The organism is Rhodococcus sp. FG69, from assembly GCF_057808915.1.
Genome location: NZ_JBMDIX010000013.1, coordinates 71,846 through 89,068 on the forward strand (window position 1 = coordinate 71,846; position 17,223 = coordinate 89,068).

The 17,223-nt window shown below is 62.2% G+C and carries 14 protein-coding genes and 1 tRNA gene; 9 read left to right on the top strand and 6 right to left on the bottom strand.

Features of this window, described 5'->3' with window-relative positions:
- Nucleotides 1-138 precede the first annotated feature (138 nt).
- The 5 genes from ACODSO_RS12560 to ACODSO_RS12580 all read left to right on the top strand — a co-directional run bounded on the left by ACODSO_RS12560 (nucleotide 139) and on the right by ACODSO_RS12580 (nucleotide 6,139).
- Entirely contained in the window at nucleotides 139-438 is a 300-nt protein-coding gene (locus ACODSO_RS12560) for a DUF485 domain-containing protein (protein ID WP_068377571.1), read from the top strand.
- Complete coding sequence (locus tag ACODSO_RS12565) at nucleotides 435-2,075, top strand: solute symporter family protein (RefSeq protein WP_489037232.1); 1,641 nt, start codon at nucleotides 435-437, stop codon at nucleotides 2,073-2,075. The genes ACODSO_RS12560 and ACODSO_RS12565 overlap by 4 nt, the downstream gene beginning before the upstream one ends.
- Nucleotides 2,076-2,241: 166 nt before the next feature.
- Nucleotides 2,242-2,676 carry a type II toxin-antitoxin system Rv0910 family toxin gene (locus ACODSO_RS12570; protein ID WP_489037233.1) on the top strand — a complete coding sequence of 145 codons (435 nt, stop codon included), beginning with the start codon at nucleotides 2,242-2,244 and terminating at the stop codon, nucleotides 2,674-2,676.
- Between the two features lie 177 nt (nucleotides 2,677-2,853).
- Nucleotides 2,854-4,419 (top strand): VWA domain-containing protein, encoded by a 1,566-nt coding sequence (locus tag ACODSO_RS12575; RefSeq protein ID WP_489037264.1) that lies wholly within the window; start codon nucleotides 2,854-2,856, stop codon nucleotides 4,417-4,419.
- 127 nt (nucleotides 4,420-4,546) lie between these two features.
- Nucleotides 4,547-6,139, top strand: coding sequence for a VWA domain-containing protein (locus ACODSO_RS12580; RefSeq protein WP_489037234.1), 1,593 nt, complete (start codon nucleotides 4,547-4,549; stop codon nucleotides 6,137-6,139).
- A 6-nt stretch (nucleotides 6,140-6,145) separates the two neighbouring features.
- Here ACODSO_RS12580 and ACODSO_RS12585 read toward each other — a convergent pair whose 3' ends face one another.
- The gene (locus tag ACODSO_RS12585) at nucleotides 6,146-6,877 is read right to left on the bottom strand and encodes an energy-coupling factor transporter transmembrane component T family protein (RefSeq protein ID WP_068377563.1); all 732 of its coding nucleotides are present in this window, start codon (nucleotides 6,875-6,877) and stop codon (nucleotides 6,146-6,148) included.
- Nucleotides 6,874-8,904 carry an ABC transporter ATP-binding protein gene (locus tag ACODSO_RS12590; RefSeq protein ID WP_489037235.1) on the bottom strand — a complete coding sequence of 677 codons (2,031 nt, stop codon included), beginning with the start codon at nucleotides 8,902-8,904 and terminating at the stop codon, nucleotides 6,874-6,876. The genes ACODSO_RS12585 and ACODSO_RS12590 overlap by 4 nt, the downstream gene beginning before the upstream one ends.
- Nucleotides 8,905-8,941: 37 nt before the next feature.
- Here ACODSO_RS12590 and ACODSO_RS12595 point away from each other — a divergent pair, with 37 nt between their 5' ends.
- Nucleotides 8,942-9,394, top strand: a complete 453-nt coding sequence (locus ACODSO_RS12595) for a GNAT family N-acetyltransferase (RefSeq protein WP_068377561.1) — start codon at nucleotides 8,942-8,944, stop codon at nucleotides 9,392-9,394.
- 1 nt (nucleotide 9,395) lies between these two features.
- Here the strand turns inward: ACODSO_RS12595 and ACODSO_RS12600 are convergent, their stop codons facing one another.
- Nucleotides 9,396-10,769, bottom strand: coding sequence for a DEAD/DEAH box helicase (locus ACODSO_RS12600; protein WP_068377560.1), 1,374 nt, complete (start codon nucleotides 10,767-10,769; stop codon nucleotides 9,396-9,398).
- Between the two features lie 253 nt (nucleotides 10,770-11,022).
- Nucleotides 11,023-12,333, bottom strand: a complete 1,311-nt coding sequence (locus ACODSO_RS12605) for an HNH endonuclease (protein WP_068377555.1) — start codon at nucleotides 12,331-12,333, stop codon at nucleotides 11,023-11,025.
- 276 nt (nucleotides 12,334-12,609) lie between these two features.
- Between ACODSO_RS12605 and ACODSO_RS12610 the strand changes: the two genes are divergently transcribed.
- From ACODSO_RS12610 to ACODSO_RS12620, 3 genes are all read left to right on the top strand, one after another.
- Entirely contained in the window at nucleotides 12,610-13,302 is a 693-nt protein-coding gene (locus tag ACODSO_RS12610) for a recombinase family protein (RefSeq protein WP_068377551.1), read from the top strand.
- A 90-nt stretch (nucleotides 13,303-13,392) separates the two neighbouring features.
- Nucleotides 13,393-14,715: a tyrosine-type recombinase/integrase gene (locus ACODSO_RS12615; RefSeq protein WP_068377549.1), complete on the top strand. Its 1,323-nt coding sequence runs from the start codon at nucleotides 13,393-13,395 to the stop codon at nucleotides 14,713-14,715.
- Nucleotides 14,715-14,936, top strand: coding sequence for a hypothetical protein (locus tag ACODSO_RS12620; RefSeq protein WP_068377546.1), 222 nt, complete (start codon nucleotides 14,715-14,717; stop codon nucleotides 14,934-14,936). The genes ACODSO_RS12615 and ACODSO_RS12620 overlap by 1 nt, the downstream gene beginning before the upstream one ends.
- A gap of 46 nt (nucleotides 14,937-14,982) precedes the next feature.
- Here ACODSO_RS12620 and ACODSO_RS12625 read toward each other — a convergent pair whose 3' ends face one another.
- Together ACODSO_RS12625 and ACODSO_RS12630 are read right to left on the bottom strand one after the other, a co-directional pair.
- Nucleotides 14,983-16,896: an AAA family ATPase gene (locus ACODSO_RS12625; RefSeq protein ID WP_489037236.1), complete on the bottom strand. Its 1,914-nt coding sequence runs from the start codon at nucleotides 16,894-16,896 to the stop codon at nucleotides 14,983-14,985.
- A 224-nt stretch (nucleotides 16,897-17,120) separates the two neighbouring features.
- Nucleotides 17,121-17,196 (bottom strand) — tRNA-Arg (locus tag ACODSO_RS12630).
- Nucleotides 17,197-17,223: the final 27 nt, after the last annotated feature.

A 17,223-nucleotide genomic window follows, 5' to 3' on the forward strand; every position in this document is an offset into this window, starting at 1 on the left:
TCCGTATCTTTGTGATGACGCTCTCATTAACGTCATGAATCGGTTCCAATCACAGCCCGTGATGGGGAAAACGAGGGAGCAAGCGACGTGAGCACACCGGATACGTCTCCGCCACCAGACGAGCAAGCGTTCATCGACATGCAAGCCAGCCCGGAATTTCAGGAGTTGCGACGACGTCTGCGCAGCTTCGTATTTCCGATGACCGCGTTCTTCCTGATCTGGTACGTCGTCTATGTGCTGCTCAGTACCTACGCGTCGGGATTCATGTCCACCCCGGTATGGGGGAACGTCAACGTCGGCCTGCTACTCGGGCTCGGCCAGTTCGTGACCACCTTTGCGATCACGGGAATCTACGTGAGGTTCGCGAACCGTGAACTCGATCCGCGCGCCGCAGCGCTGCGCGCCGAGATGATCACCTCCCAGGAGGCCAAGCGATGATCAGCCTGTTAGCTCAAGAAGCCACGGACACCACCGTCGGCGAACCACTGATCAACATTGCGATCTTCGGCGCATTCGTCGCCGTCACGATGTTCGTCGTCATCCGGGCATCGAAGAAGAACGCGACCGCCTCCGAATTCTTCACCGCGGGTGGCGGATTCTCGGGGCCGCAGAACGGCATCGCAATTGCCGGTGACTACCTCTCGGCGGCGAGCTTCCTCGGCATCGCGGGCGCCATTGCGGTGTACGGCTACGACGGATTCCTCTACTCCATCGGCTTCCTCGTCGCCTGGCTCGTCGCTTTGCTCCTCGTTGCCGAATTGCTGCGCAATACAGGCAAGTTCACGATGGCCGACGTGCTGAGCTTCCGCTTGAAGCAACGTCCGGTTCGTACTGCGGCAGCACTGTCCACTCTGACGGTGTCGCTGTTCTACCTTCTCGCGCAGATGGCAGGCGCCGGCGGACTCGTCGCGCTGCTCCTCGACATCTCGGATCGCACCGGACAGTCCATCGTGATCGCGGTCGTGGGTGTGCTGATGATCGTCTACGTCCTCGTCGGCGGTATGAAGGGCACCACGTGGGTGCAGATCATCAAGGCGGTTCTGCTCATCGCCGGTGCGCTGTTCATGACTGTGCTGGTACTGGCGAAGTTCGGGTTCAACATCTCCGAGCTGCTCGGTAGTGCGCAGGAGACCGTCTCCGGATCTGCATCCCAGGCCGTCGCTGCTCGCGACGTCCTCGAACCGGGCGCTCAGTACGGCGGCAGCAACATGTCCAAGCTCAACTTCCTGTCGCTCGGCATCGCGCTCGTACTCGGAACTGCCGGACTCCCACACGTTCTCATGCGCTTCTACACCGTGCCCACCGCCAAGGAAGCGCGTCGCAGCGTTGTCTGGGCCATCGCCCTCATCGGCGCGTTCTACCTCTTCACCCTGGTGCTCGGCTACGGAGCCGCAGCCATCGTCGGACCCGACCGAATCTTGGCGTCGGCCGGCGGACAGAACTCCGCTGCACCACTTCTCGCGTTCGAACTCGGTGGAGTCATCCTGCTCGGTGTCATCTCGGCGGTCGCCTTCGCGACGATCCTCGCGGTGGTCGCCGGGCTCACGATCACGGCCTCGGCATCGTTTGCACACGACATCTACGCGAGCGTCATCAAGAAGGGCGACGTCGACGAGAAGAAGCAGGTCAAGGTTTCACGGATCACCGCTGTCGTGATCGGTATCCTCGCGATCGGCCTCGGCATCCTGGCGAACGGTCAGAACATCGCCTTCCTGGTCGCACTCGCATTCGCAGTCGCAGCGGCCGCGAACCTGCCGACCATCGTGTACTCGCTGTTCTGGCGTCGCTTCAACACCACCGGCGCACTGTGCAGCATGTACGGCGGTTTGATCTCGACGCTCGTCCTGATCATCTTCTCGCCGGCAGTATCCGGCTCGCCGACCGCGATGATCCCGGGCTCGGACTTCGCGTGGTTCCCGTTGTCGAACCCCGGCATCGTCTCCATCCCGCTGGCGTTCGTCCTCGGTATCGTCGGCACTCTGCTGTCGAAGGATTCCGAGTCTCGCGCCAAGCAGGCCGAGATGGAGGTCCGCTCGCTCACCGGTATCGGTGCAGAGAAAGCAAGCGCTCACTGAGTTCTACTGGCACGAATTCCACGCGACGAGGGCGGCCGACATATAGTCGGTCGCCCTCGTCGCGTGGCGAGGTAGAGCGGTGAATTTGTGACTCCTCACAAAGCGGCGCGCGCTGTGAGGGCCAACCTCACGCAGGAAACTCGACGCTTGTGGTTACTATCCCTGCGTGGCCAAGCTGAAGGTATCCGTCAACGTTCCCCTCGACCCAGAGACAGCGTGGACGCATGCGTCCGATCTCGCCGACTACGACAAGTGGTTGTCCATTCACGAAGCCTGGCGTTGTGAGCTGCCTGAACAGTTGACAGAAGGCGCCAACCTGGAGTCGGTCGCGAGTGTCAAGGGAATGCGTAACCGGGTGCGCTGGACCATCGAGAGCTACGACCCACCGACGAAGCTGAAGCTCAAGGGCAACGGTAAGGGCGGCGTCAAGATCAGCCTCCTGTTGTCGGTGACGGCTGCCAAGAACGGTGGTTCGGACTTGTCGCTCGACGTCGAGCTCGGCGGCGCGCCACTGTTCGGTCCCATCGGATCAGGTGTTGCGCGAGCACTCAAGGGTGACATCGAGAATTCGATGAAGACCTTCGAGTCCCTGTACGCGTAGTTCTAGCGCGTCTCACTTCGCTGCCTGCGGCCGCGTTACGATCTTGCGCAACCGCACAGCGGGAGTCTGTTTCACCAAGTCTCTCGCTCACTACGGAGAGGTTCAACAATGCCCGGTAGACACAGTGCGACGCCCACCACGGCGTCCAGCTCGACAGGGCTGGTGAAATACGGCGTAATTGCCGTCGTTCTCCTTCTCGTCGTCGGCGGTGGTGTCTATGCCGCGCAGAAGGCTTTCGGATCGGGCTGCAAGAACCCGCAGACCTTTTCCTTGGCCGCGGACCCGGCGATCGCCGACGTCGTCGAGCAGATCGTCGCCGACACGCCTGCGGAAGATCTCGGGTGCGCGAACGTCGATGTCACCGCGACCGAATCCGGCAACGCATCCGCGGCAGTGTCGATGGGTGTCGACGTCCCGTCGCTGTGGATTCCTGATTCAGCGCTGTGGGTGGGCAAGGCTGTGCGAGCGACGGGTTCGCTCGTCGATGTCGCCAGCCAGTCCGTCGCAAGTTCGCCGGTGCTCATCGCGGCGCGGAAGGACGAGGTCCCGTTCTTCGACTCGTGGTTGACGGCGTTGCAGTTGAAGGGCCTACGGATCGGAAACCCGCTCACCAACACGGTTTCCGACGCCGCCATCCTCGGTGCGCTCGCCGAAGCGGGCACCGATGCCGACGCCGTCGACTCCGTTTCCGCTGCGTTGGTCCCGATCGCGCAGGCCCAGGCCGAGACTCGCGGTGAAGCGGACCCCGTAGTGCGTCTCGAGGAGACGGCCGCGGACGGGGGAGTATCCGTGGTGTCGGAGCAGACGCTCGTCGACTTCCAGGACTCGACCGGCACCGAATTCGGTGTGACGGCGCCGCCGACCGGTTCCTTCTTCCTGAACTTTCCACTCGCGGTCACCGAGCCGGAGGGAGCTGGTAGGGAGGCCGCCAAGACGGCCGGGTTGGCCGTCGCCGATGCTCTGGCCTCCGAATCAGGGCTGCAGGCGTTGTCCGAGGCAGGTTTCCGCGCACCTGACAATGCCCCGCTGAGCGATGGTCGCGGTTTGGGAGACGTCGCTGCCCTGGCTATCACCGACCAACAAACCGCCGAAACGACGCTGCGTCGGTATCAGGTCCTTGCGCTGCCGTCGCGCACGCTGGTGATGGAGGATGTGTCCGGTTCGATGGGCTACAGCGCCGGCGCCGACACCAGGATCGGGCTGACCGTCCAAGCCAGCGAAACGGGCAGCGCGCTGTTTCCCGACAACGCTGCACTCGGCCTGTGGGCATTCTCGATCGGCCTCGGAGGTGGGAGTCAGGACTATCGAGAACTGGCCCCGATCCGGCAGCTCGACGAGAACGTCGACGGGACTACCCAGCGAGAGCTGATCCGTCAGCAGATCCGATCGTTGCCCGGGTTGGTGGGCGGGGGAACAGGCCTCTACGACACGACACTCGCTGCATTCCGTCAGGTCAAAGAAGGGTACGACCCCGACTACATCAACAGCGTGATCATTTTGACCGACGGGTCGAACGAGGATGCGGGCAGCATCTCGCTCGATGAACTCCTCGCCACTCTGCGCGCCGAGCAGGACCCGACCAAGCCGGTGATCATCGTGACGATCGGTATCACCGACGACGCCGACGCCGGCGTCCTTCAGCAGATCTCGGCAGCAACCGGTGGAACAAGTTTTTTGGCAAGAAATCCTGCAGAAATTCCAAACGTGTTTGTGAATGCTCTCAAAAGCCGCGCGGGTCGCTGATTCAACCGCTACTTTTGGCATCGGAGTCTGCTCGATGCCCGTATGTCGCTGAATCAAGGGAGTCAAAGGAATGTCGGGGCGTCACGGAGCAGGGACACGAAGGAACCCGGCCTATGCATGGGCTGCGATGGCAGTAGTCGCTGTGGTCGTGGTGGTCGGTGGCTACTTCGGGGTCCAGGCCGTACGGGCAGGTAGCGGCGGCTGCGACACCGTGGACCAGGTGTCGCTCGCGGTGGATCCGACCGTTGCGCCCGTCATCTCCGACATCCTCTCCACGTCCGACGTCGTCGAACGTGGCTGCACCGACTTCGAAGTGCGGGCGGAAGCTCCCACCGACACCGCAACCGAGTTGGCGGGCACCGACGAGAACCGTCCCGATCTCTGGATTCCCGATTCGACGTTGTGGTTGCTCAAGACTCTCCGGTCGACCGGCGCGTTGCCGGAGGTCGCGAAGTCCTCGGTCGTCAATACGATGCCGGTGGTGGTCACCCGACCGGGTGAATCGACTCCGGTGAACACCTGGCTCGAAGTGCTGCAGGCTCCGGCTGTGCGGATCGGCGATCCGCTGAACAGCAGCGCCTCACTCGCGTCGATACTCGGTGCCCTGGCCGAGTCCGAGGTGGCGATCTCCGACGCTCAGGCTGTGTCCGCAGCCCTGGTGCCGAAAGCACAGGACTTCGGGCGGATCGCAGACGAACCCCATGACACGGCGGACCTCGTCGAACAAGCGGCGACCGACGGCGGAAGCAGTATCGCGACCGAGCAGAGCGTCGTCGCCTACAACACAGCACATGCGGATGCCCCTGTGGCAGCCACGGTTCCGCCGACAGGCAGCTACTTCTTGAACTACCCGCTTGCGATCACCGCAGCCCCGGGACCCGACTACGACCGCGTCAAGGAAGCCGGTGCCGCACTGTCCTCGGTGCTTGCGACGACGACGGCCACGGACGCTTTCGCCGCTGCGGGGTTCCGTCAGTCGAGTGGCATTCCGTTGGCCGACAACGCCGGAGTGGGTTCGGTCGCGGCACTCGAGCTGAAGAATCCGCTGGCGATCGAAACAACCTTGCGTGATTGGTCCGTGCTGGCTCTGCCGCTTCGCACCCTCGTCGTCGAGGATGTGTCCGGTTCGATGTCGGCGAAGTCCGGAGACTCGACGCGGATGGCCCTGACCGTCGAGGCAAGTCTCGGCGCGAATGCCCTGTTCAGTGATCAGACGGAGATGGGTCTGTGGGCGTTCTCGATCGGTCTCGGCGGCGGCAGCCAGGACTACCGCGAGCTCGTTCCGCTGGGCCCGGTTACGAACGTGGTGAACGGTCTTCCGCAGCGTGAGGCCATCCTTGCAGCCATTGGAACGCTTCCCTCGCTGGTCGGCGGCGGAACCGGTTTGTACGACACCACGCTGGCAGCATTCCGCCGGGTCAAGGAGGGGTACGACCCGAAATTCGTCAACAGTGTCATTCTGCTCACCGATGGCACCAACGAGGACGAGGGCAGCCCGAGTCTCGATCAACTCCTCGATACCCTGCAGCGAGAGCAGGATCCGGTCCGGCCGGTCGTGATCGTGACCGTCGGCATCACCACCGACGCGGATCCGGTTGCTCTCCAGCGTATTTCGGCCGCCACCGGCGGAACCAGCTATGTGGCAGAGGATCCGCGAGACATCCCCGACGTATTCGTGCAGGCTCTGAACAGTAGAACGCAGCGAATCGGCGGGGAATGACGAGGATCAGACGAACGTCAGGGTCATAGCTGCGCCGCAACACAGCACGACGACGATGAGGGCGAAAGCGTCGGGCAGATGCGGTCTGCTCGGGTGTGCAGAAATCTGACCCGATCCTCCGCGGGCGGTGATGGCCTCACCCATCTCGGTCGCTCGTCGGATCGCGATCGACATCGTGGCGGTGATGAGATCCACGATGGAATTGTCCGAGGCACTGTTCAGTACGGATTTCGGGCGCAGTCTTCGTGCGGCGATCATGGTCCGCATCTCCTCGATCAGCAGCGGCAAGGATCGCAGGCACAGCGCGACGGTTGCGGCCCATTCGCCGACCGGCAGGCGCAGTTTCGTCAACGGCTTTCCGAGCACTGTTATCGCCGGGGCGATATCGCTCATCGATGTCGTCCACCCGATCATCAGCGATGCGCCGAGCAATACGAACGCGAACGTCGTGGAGCGGAGGAAGAGGAGAACGGCATCGAGTCCGAGGGGAAGATTGAGTAGGGCGCCGACCAGGAACAAGCCCCAGATCCACAGTGGCGGGCGGGGAAGCGCCGTAGGAGGGATGTGCCCGATCGCGGCGGTCACGACGAGAAGTCCGACGATGATGCCGATCGAAATCCATGACGGAGCCACGACGATGGTGATGCTGATCAGCAGGACCGCGATCAACTTCGTTCCGGCCCACAGGCGATGGATCGGTGACGAGCGCGGAACTTGCCGGAGGACGACTGTGGTCACGACGGGACCCCCGGCGTCGCCAGTTCCGACACGATGCGCCCGTTGTCGAGGGTGATGGTCCGGTCGCAGATTCGATCCATGCCGTCGACGTCGTGCGAGATCACTACGACCGCAATCCCTTGCCGACGCAATGTCCCGAGAACCTCGATGATCTCCGTCCGTCCCGGTGGATCGAGTCCGGCGAGGGGTTCGTCGAGTACGAGGATCCTCGGCTTGTTCACCACGAGTCCCGCGATGACGACGCGTCGCATCTGGCCACCGCTGAGCGAGTCGATTTCGCGGCCGGCAAGAAGTCGATCCAATCCGACAGCGTCCATGGCGCGTGACACCGCTGCGGAGCCGACTTCGGGGCCGCCGACTGCCTCGATGTCCTCGGCAACCGTTCTCCGCTGCAGCTGCAGCCTCGAATGTTGAAACGCGAGCCCGACGGCTCCCACGTTGCGGCTGATGTCGCTACCGCTGAATTCAGCGGATCCCTCCGAGGGCTTCGTCAGTCCGGCGAGAACCCAAGCCAGAGTGGATTTTCCGGACCCATTGCCGCCGAGGATCAGGATGCCGTCTCCTGCGGCGATCGTCAGATCCAGTCCGTCCAGGGCGCGTTGCGACCACGGAGTCCTGCGGTTGTAGGTGTGCGCGATGCCGCGCATCTGCATCAGTGCCGGCTGTTTCGATCCGGTGTGAAGGGGCCTTGCCGATCCGGTGAGCGGGCCACGCATCCACTCGGGCACATGGTCGACCTGGAATCCGCCGTGCAGGTGAATCACGCGGTCGGCGGCAGTCGTCTCGAGCTCCTGGTGGGTGACGAGGACGACCGACATTCGATGGCGCTTCGGCAGCGCGGCGAGCAGGGCAACAAGTGTCGCCCGACCTTCGGCGTCGATCATCGCTGTTGCCTCGTCGGCGATCAGAAGCGCAGGCTGGCGGGCGAGGGCAGAAGCCACCGCGAGTCGTTGCAGCTGGCCGCCGGACAGCGACGATGTGTCGCGATCGCCCATTCCGGTCAGACCGACCTCGGCGAGCACAGCGTCGACGTCGAGGTCGTAGCCCGGCGGAAGTCCCCACACCACGTCGTCCGCCACTCGGCTGCCGAGCACCTGACTCTCGGGTCGCTGCGACACCACTGCGGTGCCGCCGACCAAACCGAGTCCGGCCACTCCGGGGCGAGCGACATGTCCCGACGTCGGAGTGCGGCCGGCGAGAATCCGAGCGAGTGTCGACTTCCCGGAACCGTTGTGTCCGACGACGGCGATGAACTCACCGAAGTCGATCGTGAGATCGATGTCCGTCAGTGCGGCGGTGCGGGATTCACCGTATCGAAATCCGACGCCTGTCAGCTGTAGCGGCAATGGCGCTACGGTGCCTTCGCCTGACGTAGGGAGGTGTTCGACGACCGGAATCGTGGCCAGTCGGTCGAGGACCGCGCCGAGGATCAGCCACGTGAACAGGGCCCCGACGATGATCGACACACTGGTTGTGCCGAGGATCCACCACCAGTTGTCGAGGATCGCGCCGACACTGCCACGCAACACATCTGCGGGGGACACCAGCAGTTCGGCCCGTGACATCAGTCGTGCCACACCCTCGACGGTGTTCTCGATCGTCAGGAGAAACAGCTCGCGCAGCGGGGTCAGAAGGAAGAGGATTCCGACGCTGACGAGTCCGATGGCGGGTCCCACCACCGCTGACGTAGCGAGCACAGAAAGGAGGCCTTGCTTCTTGCGCTTGCTTCGGCCTACCAGACCGCCGAGCAGCGCCGACATGCCGACGGTGAACGCTGTTGTGGTCCCCGCTACGACGAAGGCAACCAGAATGCCGGCGACAGCAGCTGCGACGAGCGCACGGGTGCGGTGTCGTTGTGCGACCACAGCCATCGGTACGGCTGCGACGATCTGCAGGGCGGTGGCCATCGGCACGACCATCGCGACCACCGACAGCCCAACTGTGAAGCTGCTCATGACCGCCGCGGTCGCCAACTCTGCAGGCGTCAATGCTGTTCGCTTGGGAACGTCCGCGGGGCTGTCGGTCACCTGTCCAGTGTGCCAGTTACCGACTTAGACTCTCGCGGTGATCACCGTCGACGAAGAAGAATGGGACACCCCGGTAGGCGCACAGCTGCGGGCTGCACAACGGGCAGAGCTGGATGCCCGGTACGGCAGCAGCGATCACGAGCCCGGTACGGCACCGTCGGTGGACGACATCGTCGTCTTCGTCGTCGCGCGGGACGATGACGCCGTCGGGATCGGGTGCGGTGGGCTCCGGTTGCTGGGCAACCATGAGGCCGAGATCAAGCGCATGTATGTCGTCCCGGCACAACGGGGACGCGGCGCTTCGGTCGCAATCCTGCGCCGGCTCGAGGACAGCGCGCGAAGGTTGGGAATTCGCGTACTGAAGCTCGAGACCGGAACAGGGCAACCGGACGCCGTTCGGTTCTACGAGCGCGAAGGGTATTCGAAGATCGACCCCTTCGGCGCCTACGTAGACGAACCGACGTCGCTATGTTTTGCTCGAACGCTGTAGGTCAGCGAGTCCGCTGGCTTGCCGCTGGACCTGCAGGCCGGCGACGACGTCCACCGACGGCGGCATGCTGACGCTGACCGCCCTCGCTGGAGCCGCCACGTGAACTGCCACTGTTCCGCGGGTTCCCTCCGCGAGGAGCGCCGTTGCGCGGACGGGGCGTTCCCTGACGCTGTGGCTGAGGTGCTGCCTTGGGTGCAGGCTGTACGTATCGGGCCTGCTCACCGACCAGCTCGGCTACCTGGGGCGAATCTGCAGTGACCCGAATGGGCGTCACCTTGATGTCAGCCTTGCGCAGCAGAATTGCAGTGTCTTTGCGCTGTTCGGGCAGAACGACCGTGACGACGTCTCCGGCGCTTCCCGCACGAGCGGTGCGGCCGGAGCGGTGCAGGTACGCCTTGTGCTCGGCGGGCGGATCGACGTGGACGACGAGCTGGACATCGTCGACGTGGACTCCGCGTGCAGCGACGTCGGTGGCGACGAGAACACGAGCGTCGCCCGAAGAGAAGGCGAGCAGGTTGCGGTCACGCGCTGCCTGAGACAGGTTGCCGTGCAGGTCGACGGACGGAATGCCGGCGTCGGTGAGCTGCTTGGCGAGCTTGCGTGCCTGGTGCTTGGTGCGCATGAACAGGATCCGGCGACCGGTTCCCGACGCGAGCTGCTGGACGAGCTTCTTCTTCGCTTCGACGCCGTCGACCTCGAAGACGCTGTGCGTCATGGCTTCGACGTGCGAGGTTGCCTCGTCGACCGAGTGGGTGACCTGGTCGGTGAGGAAGCGCTTGACCAGCTTGTCGACGCCGTTGTCCAGCGTCGCAGAGAACAGCAGACGCTGTCCCTTCTGCGGTGTGGCGGCGAGGATGCGCGTCACGACTGGGAGGAAGCCGAGGTCGGCCATGTGGTCGGCCTCGTCGAGCACGGTGATCTGGACTGCGTCGAGGCTCACGTGGCGCTGCTTCATGAGGTCTTCGAGACGTCCGGGGCATGCGACGACGATGTCGACTCCGCCGTTGAGTGCCGAGACCTGACGATTCTGCGAGACGCCACCGAAGATGGTGGTGACCTTGAGCTTGTATGCCGCTGCCAGCGGTTCGATGGCGACGGCGATCTGAGTTGCGAGCTCGCGGGTCGGGGCGAGGATCAGTCCCCGCGGGCGACCGGGCTTGCGGTTGCCGGGGAGCTGTCCGGCGAGCCGGGCGACCATGGGGATTGCGAAGGCGAGGGTCTTGCCGCTGCCGGTCTTGCCGCGCCCGAGGACGTCGCGTCCTACGAGGGTGTCGGGCAGGGTGTCGGCCTGGATGGGGAACGGTTCGGTCTTGCCCTGTGAAGAGAGAACGTCGGCGAGAGCGTGCGGTACGCCGAGTGAAGCAAAGGTAGTCATAGTGATGGGTTGCGCCTTTCGGGCAGGGTGTTGCACCCATGGGCTATGGCCCGAGAATGCAAGGGTGGCGAGACTGCCGGCGGGCAGTTTCGATCGCCGTAAGAAAAGCCTGTGCAGGGTGCACATGGACTACGCGGCCGGAGCCGGGCGGAAGTAGAAGCATTCCACGACGTCTGACGTGCTGCTACGCGCGTCATCTCCGAGTGTAACTGCTGACCCGTCACGATCCTTCCCCGAGTGATGCATCAGGCATTCACGCAACCGTCAGGTTCAGTGTGAGCTCGTGTTCGAAGAATGATGAGTAGCGCCGTGCTACCGGCATTCGCGGTGCCTCCGAGCTGTATGCATGTCCGGTCGGAGTTTCGAAGTCGTAGATGTGGACCACACCTTTCGCTTTCGGTCGAGGTCCCGACTCCCAGCCATCGGCTTCCTTCGCATGGTTGCATGCTGCGCACAGCCCGGCACCGTTGTTCGCGGTGGTTTTACCTCCGCGGGCGACCGATTGGATATGGTCGCGGTGGCGGATCGGAGCATCGCACCACGGAGTCCGGCATGTGCGGTCTCTGAGGTCGATGAGTCGGGCCAACGCAGTCGGGAAGGTCCGCGATTTCGATTCCATCGCAGTGAGCGCTCCCGACGATGGTTCGGCGTAGAGCTTTCGGAGGGTAACCAAAACGTCCTCTGCGAACGCGTCCCGGACGAGTTGTCGCGCGATCGATGCGGGAATGTCGCCGTAGCCGTCGAGGTGGGCGGGTTGTTTGCCGCCGGCGAGGAGGGTTTCGTCGGACAGTACGAGGTTGACGGCTACTGCGGCCCCGGCTTTGGCGGTCGATGCGCCTGTGATGCGTTCGTACGCAAGGTCGGCCATGACCTGGTCGCGGGTGCGTGTTTCGTCGCCGACGCCCACGATCGAGTCGGCGGCCTTGCGTAGTGTTGCCCACATGCTGACGGCGCGGTCCATCGACGTCAATGTCTTGAATTCGCACATGTAGTCGGGTTGTGGGCGGGTGCTGGTGCGGCGCTGGGAGAATGCCTTCTGTTTCTTCTTCACTACCGATGCCGGATCGAGTTGAGCGGCCAAGGCTTTGGCCTTCGACTCGATGGCTTTGTCGCCGAGGTTCTTCAGCGTCGCCGGGTCCGAGCACAGCCGCTTGTCGATGATCTGTCGGTCTTCGACTGTCAGGCATGCTGTTTCACGCACGAGCAGCGTCACGCGCCATTCGTTGAGTTCACCAGCCAGTAGACGTGCATACGTGTGTGGCATTTCGTGGACCAGTGCACGGGCGAGTCCGAGGTATCGGCCCCCTTTGTTCGGTGACTCGCGCCTGGCGAGCCCGATCTGCGAGGCAACCCCAGCGCGCCACTGCGCCTTCGGTTTACCGATTGCACGCCTGTGCTCGGCGATCGCAGTGGCCACGCCATCGGTTGCGCTGGCTTGAACGGCCGAACAGGTCGACTTCAAGGTTTCGAGCGCAGAGATCAGGTCGATCCCGGCAGTGGCGTCGACGGTGCCCGTCGACTGCTGCAGCTGCGCAACCAACTTCAGAACTTCGGATGCTTCCACGAGATCCCCCTGAATCTCTCGAACATGTGTTCGATAATAGCAACGCTGGTAGCGGGGCGCAATATCTATTGCGGGGAGAAGTTCTGCCAGGTGGGGCCAGGCCTGTTCGCCAATTCCTCAGTCCACCGGAAGCTCCGGGCAAAGCTCGTCACCGCGTGACCGGTCCCATTCAGATTGTTTGTCTTTGGGATCAGAGCGGATTCGGCGTCGGAAACGTTCATCACGACCGACGGCGACGTTTCCGGCCCCACTCAGTAAGGCGAACAGGAGAACGAAATGACGACGATGCAGGCGCTCGACCAGCGCGAACACTCGGGTCCAAAGCTCAAGGGCCTCAGGGTTATCGGCTATGCGCGGGTCTCAACCAGCGCGCAGGAGAAGGGGCACGGCCTCGGCGCACAGTCTGATGAGATGCGTAGGTACTGCCAAGTCAACGAGCTCCAGTTACTCACTGTCACATACGATGTCATGAGCAGTGGCAGCGTACCCAAGTTGTTCGGACGCCAGACGGCCATCGCAGCAATTGAGTCTGGTCTCGCGGACGGCCTGCTGGTTCGGGCCCTGGATCGCGCCACGCGGGACCAGCTCGATGCGGCATCAATCGCCAAGCGCGCCAATACAAATGGTTGGACCTTGCTCGATACGCAGGGAGCGAACTCCAGCGATGCAAGCCAGCGCCTGCTCTTCGACATTCGAGTAGCGATGGCCGCTGAAGAGAAGCGCAAGATCAGCGAGAGGACCAAGGAGGGCTTACGTCGGGCCAAGGCTCAGGGCCAGCAGCTCGGCAGGCCGTCGAAGATCGACCCGTCCATCGTCGCGGAGATCATCGCTATGCGCCAGGAGGACGGCCTCAGCGCAAAGGTCATCGCTCGCAAGCTGGACGAGTACGGGGTGCCCACCCCAGGTGACGGCCTCCAGTGGCACCACAGCACGATTCGCCGCCTGCTCCAGCGAGAGGGCGTGGCCTGACATGGACACGTTCGCCCTGATCCTCGTGGTCGTCCTGCCCCTCGCCTTCATCGTCTTGGGCGCAATCTTCGGAACCGGAAAGAAGTAGCAATGCCCCACATCGAGAAGGCAGAGACTAAGCGCACCAAGGACGGCAAGCCAGTCCCGTCGTATCGGGTGCGGTGGACCGAGAAGGCACGCGACGAGCACGGTCGACCCATCCCCTTCAATCCAAACCGTCCCGATGGTCGCGCCAAGGAAGTGAACCGACAGCGCACCTTCCGGTCTAAGGAAGCAGCGCAGGAGTACTGCGACGAGCTGAACGCGAAACGGCACAGAGTAGTTGCCGCTTCGCCGTCGGAACTACGCAAGCTCGGAGACCAGGCGCTTGGATACTTCGCCCACCAATACTTCGAGGGCTTGGCCGGGGCGGTGAAGCCGAGGTATGCGCGGGAGACCGAAGCCGTCTACAAGCGCTACATCGCAGACGCCTTCGCCACGCGGGCCGTCGCCTCGATCACTGCCGCAGACATTCGCCGGTTTCGGGCTGATCTGCTGAGTCCGCGTCCGAAGCGCAGCTACCGACCCGACGAACCGGTGGAGATGGTCACTTTGGCGAGGACCACGATCAAGCCCGCGTACGACGTGTTGCGGAGGATCTTGGACGTTGCGGTCGTGGACGGCGCTATTCCGGCGAACCCTGTGCATTCGGTTCCGCTCGGTCGGACCACGGCCACCGTCGACGCGGACACCCCCGAGTTCGAGCCGCGGCCACTTACCGCAGAACAGGTGGGCGCTGTCACCGACCACATCGCGCGTATCCAGGGCTACCCGATCTACGCGTTGGCGGTGACGACGAGCGCCTACAGCGGACTCCGCGCGGGAGAGCTTGCCGGCCTTGATGTCGGGGACGTTGGCCTGCCGGAGGTTGAGGGGAGCAATGGGTCTCTGCGGGTGACCCGGACTAGACGAGCGGTGCGGGGTGGTTTCGAGACAGGCACCCCGAAGAGCAAGCGAAGCCGTCGAACGGTGCCGATTGACGGTTGGTTGGCGGACGACCTGCGTCGGTACCTCTACGAGGTACACCCGTTCGGCAACCCCGACAGCGCGGACTACGACCCGAACACACCGTTGTTCCCTGGTCGGTATGCGATGGGGGAGACGTTGCCGGACGGCCTGACCCAGGACGCGATCCGACCAGAGCGCGCGACGGTCGTTGACCCTGAGATACGTCGGAAGAACGGAGCCGCCGACCGCCGCAACGCGACCTACGACCCGACGGCGACCTGCATTCGGCCCGCCCCGTCCGAGGGGTACAAGTGGAGCGTTCCGATCAACCCCGGCAACATCGCTGACCACTACTTGAGCCAGCCCTACGCTCGGTCCGCCTGCCGCACTCCCGCTGGCACGACCTCCGTCACACCTTCGCGGTGATGAGCCTGAGCGCGGGGGAGCACTACATGCAGGTCTCGAAGTGGCTCGGGCATGCGTCCTACGTGACCACGCTCAACGTCTACGCCGACTACATCGCCGAGAACGAGGGCGGCAAGCAAGCACCGCTCACCCGTCCCCCGACGGAACCGGCACCGAAGCAGACGGCCTCGCAAGAGGCGTCGAACGTAGTGCCGCTCTTCGGTAGGAGGTCAGTGGGGTAAGCGAGCGCACCACCTCAGCTTCTACTCCACAGTAACGAGTAACCGACTACGGCAATGCGGCATTGATCGCCTTGACGGTATCTTCAAATCTTTGCAGTGTCTCGTCAGAAAGACTGGCTAGTGATTTGTCGAGCGTTCGCAGGAATTGGGCTGCTACCTCGCCGTGATCGAATGCAGTTCGAGCGCGTTCAATCCGTTTCACTATGCGGTCACTGCCGTTTAGGTCTGCAATCTTGAGTCGAGTCTTGTAAGTCTGATTGTAAAGTTTCAAGTATTCTTCAGGGGCGAAAAGATCTTCGATGTCCGCTTCTCTCACATCGGTATAATCCGCTATGCTTAAAATCTTTGAGCTACTCAGCCGCCCTCGCTCTATTGTGTTCTCTATTCGCTGGCGGGGACTATTCCCGTCAAGAAGAACGACAATGTCAAGTTGTGTCCCCACGAGGGAGATGAAGGTCGGTATATTGGTAGCGCCACCTGCTGGTAGGAGTCGAGTGTCATCTGCCAACGATGCGCGTCCCTTTGACTTTAAGTGCTGCGAAATCATCGAGAGATAGATGTAGTCTGAGACGCCCTCTACGAGTACGTTTTTGTTGCCGATGAAAAGACTCTGAACAATGTCGTAGCCGAGGGCGGCCTGCAACGGGAATAGTGTGTCCGAGTCCGAAACCATTCCAGCATCGTTGGTCACAGTAGAGCCGACTTCTGGACCCTTATCCTCTGCGATTCGAGTGCGTGACAGGCTGTTTGTCCTGACCATGAACGGCGAATGGGTCGAATAGAGTATTTGCCTATCTTTGGCGAGCTTGTCTTCAATTGTATCTAGTAGATCCATCTGCGCACGAGCATGCAGGCTCAGCCCAGGCTCGTCAAGCAGCAAAATCAGGTCGGCCTCCTTCTCAAACTCCAAGAAGGCGGCTATGAACGAAACGAACCAACGGAAGCCGGTTGACCTGCGGTCAAGGCGATTGCTGAAGTCGTGGCGGGTGTCCTCGACGCGGAACTGCAAATAACGCTCGATTCGAGAATTCTGATATCCATCTGTAACCTGCTTTGCCTCGATTGATACGCGCAACTTCAGATGTGCGTTCTGGTGCCACTGGTCAGTTACCCGCTTTGTTAGTAAGCTGGATACTGACTCAAGTTCGGCGTTGGACTCCTCAAAATTCCAGTCACCAGCAGCGTCAGGTGCGATTCTTGCCAACTTTAGAAAATCCGCGGCTGTCTGTATTGCTTCAACTTCGGACCCATTCTTGATGGCCGTAGCTACCGAATCGAAGTCGTATCTTCCGTCCAGCTGCGCATAGGTGCTGAAGTAGAACGTTCTTGGGACAAGTTCTTTGAGTAGGTCGTCTATTGCACTTCGCAAACCCTTGGTGGGGCCAAAGGTTTCAGCAAGTCGGGCTGCCGCATCTCGTGCAGCCCCAGCAATCTCGACGGATTCTGGTAAATCGTCTTTTTGGTTTATGCATTCATTTACCAGAGCTCGTAGTTTGTCAACCGTGCCTGGCGATCCGATTGCGCTCTGTAAGACTGCTGGCAAGCTATTAATGAACGGGTCAACGTAGGCAGCGTAATCTATTTGCGCTTCAATATTCAAAGTTCCGGGATGTTTGTACGAGCGGCTGGCTACAATTTCACGAGAGTCCAGTACGCCGGGTTCGAAAGTGTCTTCGATGTCTTGTAGCTCCGAGTCGCTGATGGTGAAAGTGGCAGTGATCGGAACCGCGTCGTCAATCACGCCGGTTATTTCGTGTTCCTTCTTCAGCCAGCGCGGGTATTCGTCAAGCATACTTAGGTTGGACGCTGCATTAGCTGGGTTCAGGGTGTGCAAGGCCTGCAGGAGAGCAGATTTGCCCGCCTCATTCTTTCCGACGATGCAGGTGACGTCATCGGCCGTGACTTCACCTGAATCAATGATGTTGCGGAAAACGCGAACGCGGAATGACTTCAGCTTCATGTTGCCCCTAGGTGCGCGGTACGTCGTGGATCGAGCGAGCTTGAACACATCCTGTCATCACGTACCGACAGGTTTGCACAAGGTGTCTCGGCGGCATGTTGCTCGATGCGATGCAGAGCTGATCGGCCCGCGCTTCACGCGTAAATCACGCGCGTTTCGCGCTTGCGGAGGCCGGTTCCGGCCCTTGGATCTGGCGTCGCAGGCGCACTACCTGCGGTTATACGTGGTGCCCTCGGCAGGATTCGAACCTGCGACCTACCCTTTAGGAGAGGGTTGCTCTATCCCCTGAGCTACGAAGGCGAGTTGTGCACGGACGAGTGTACCGGT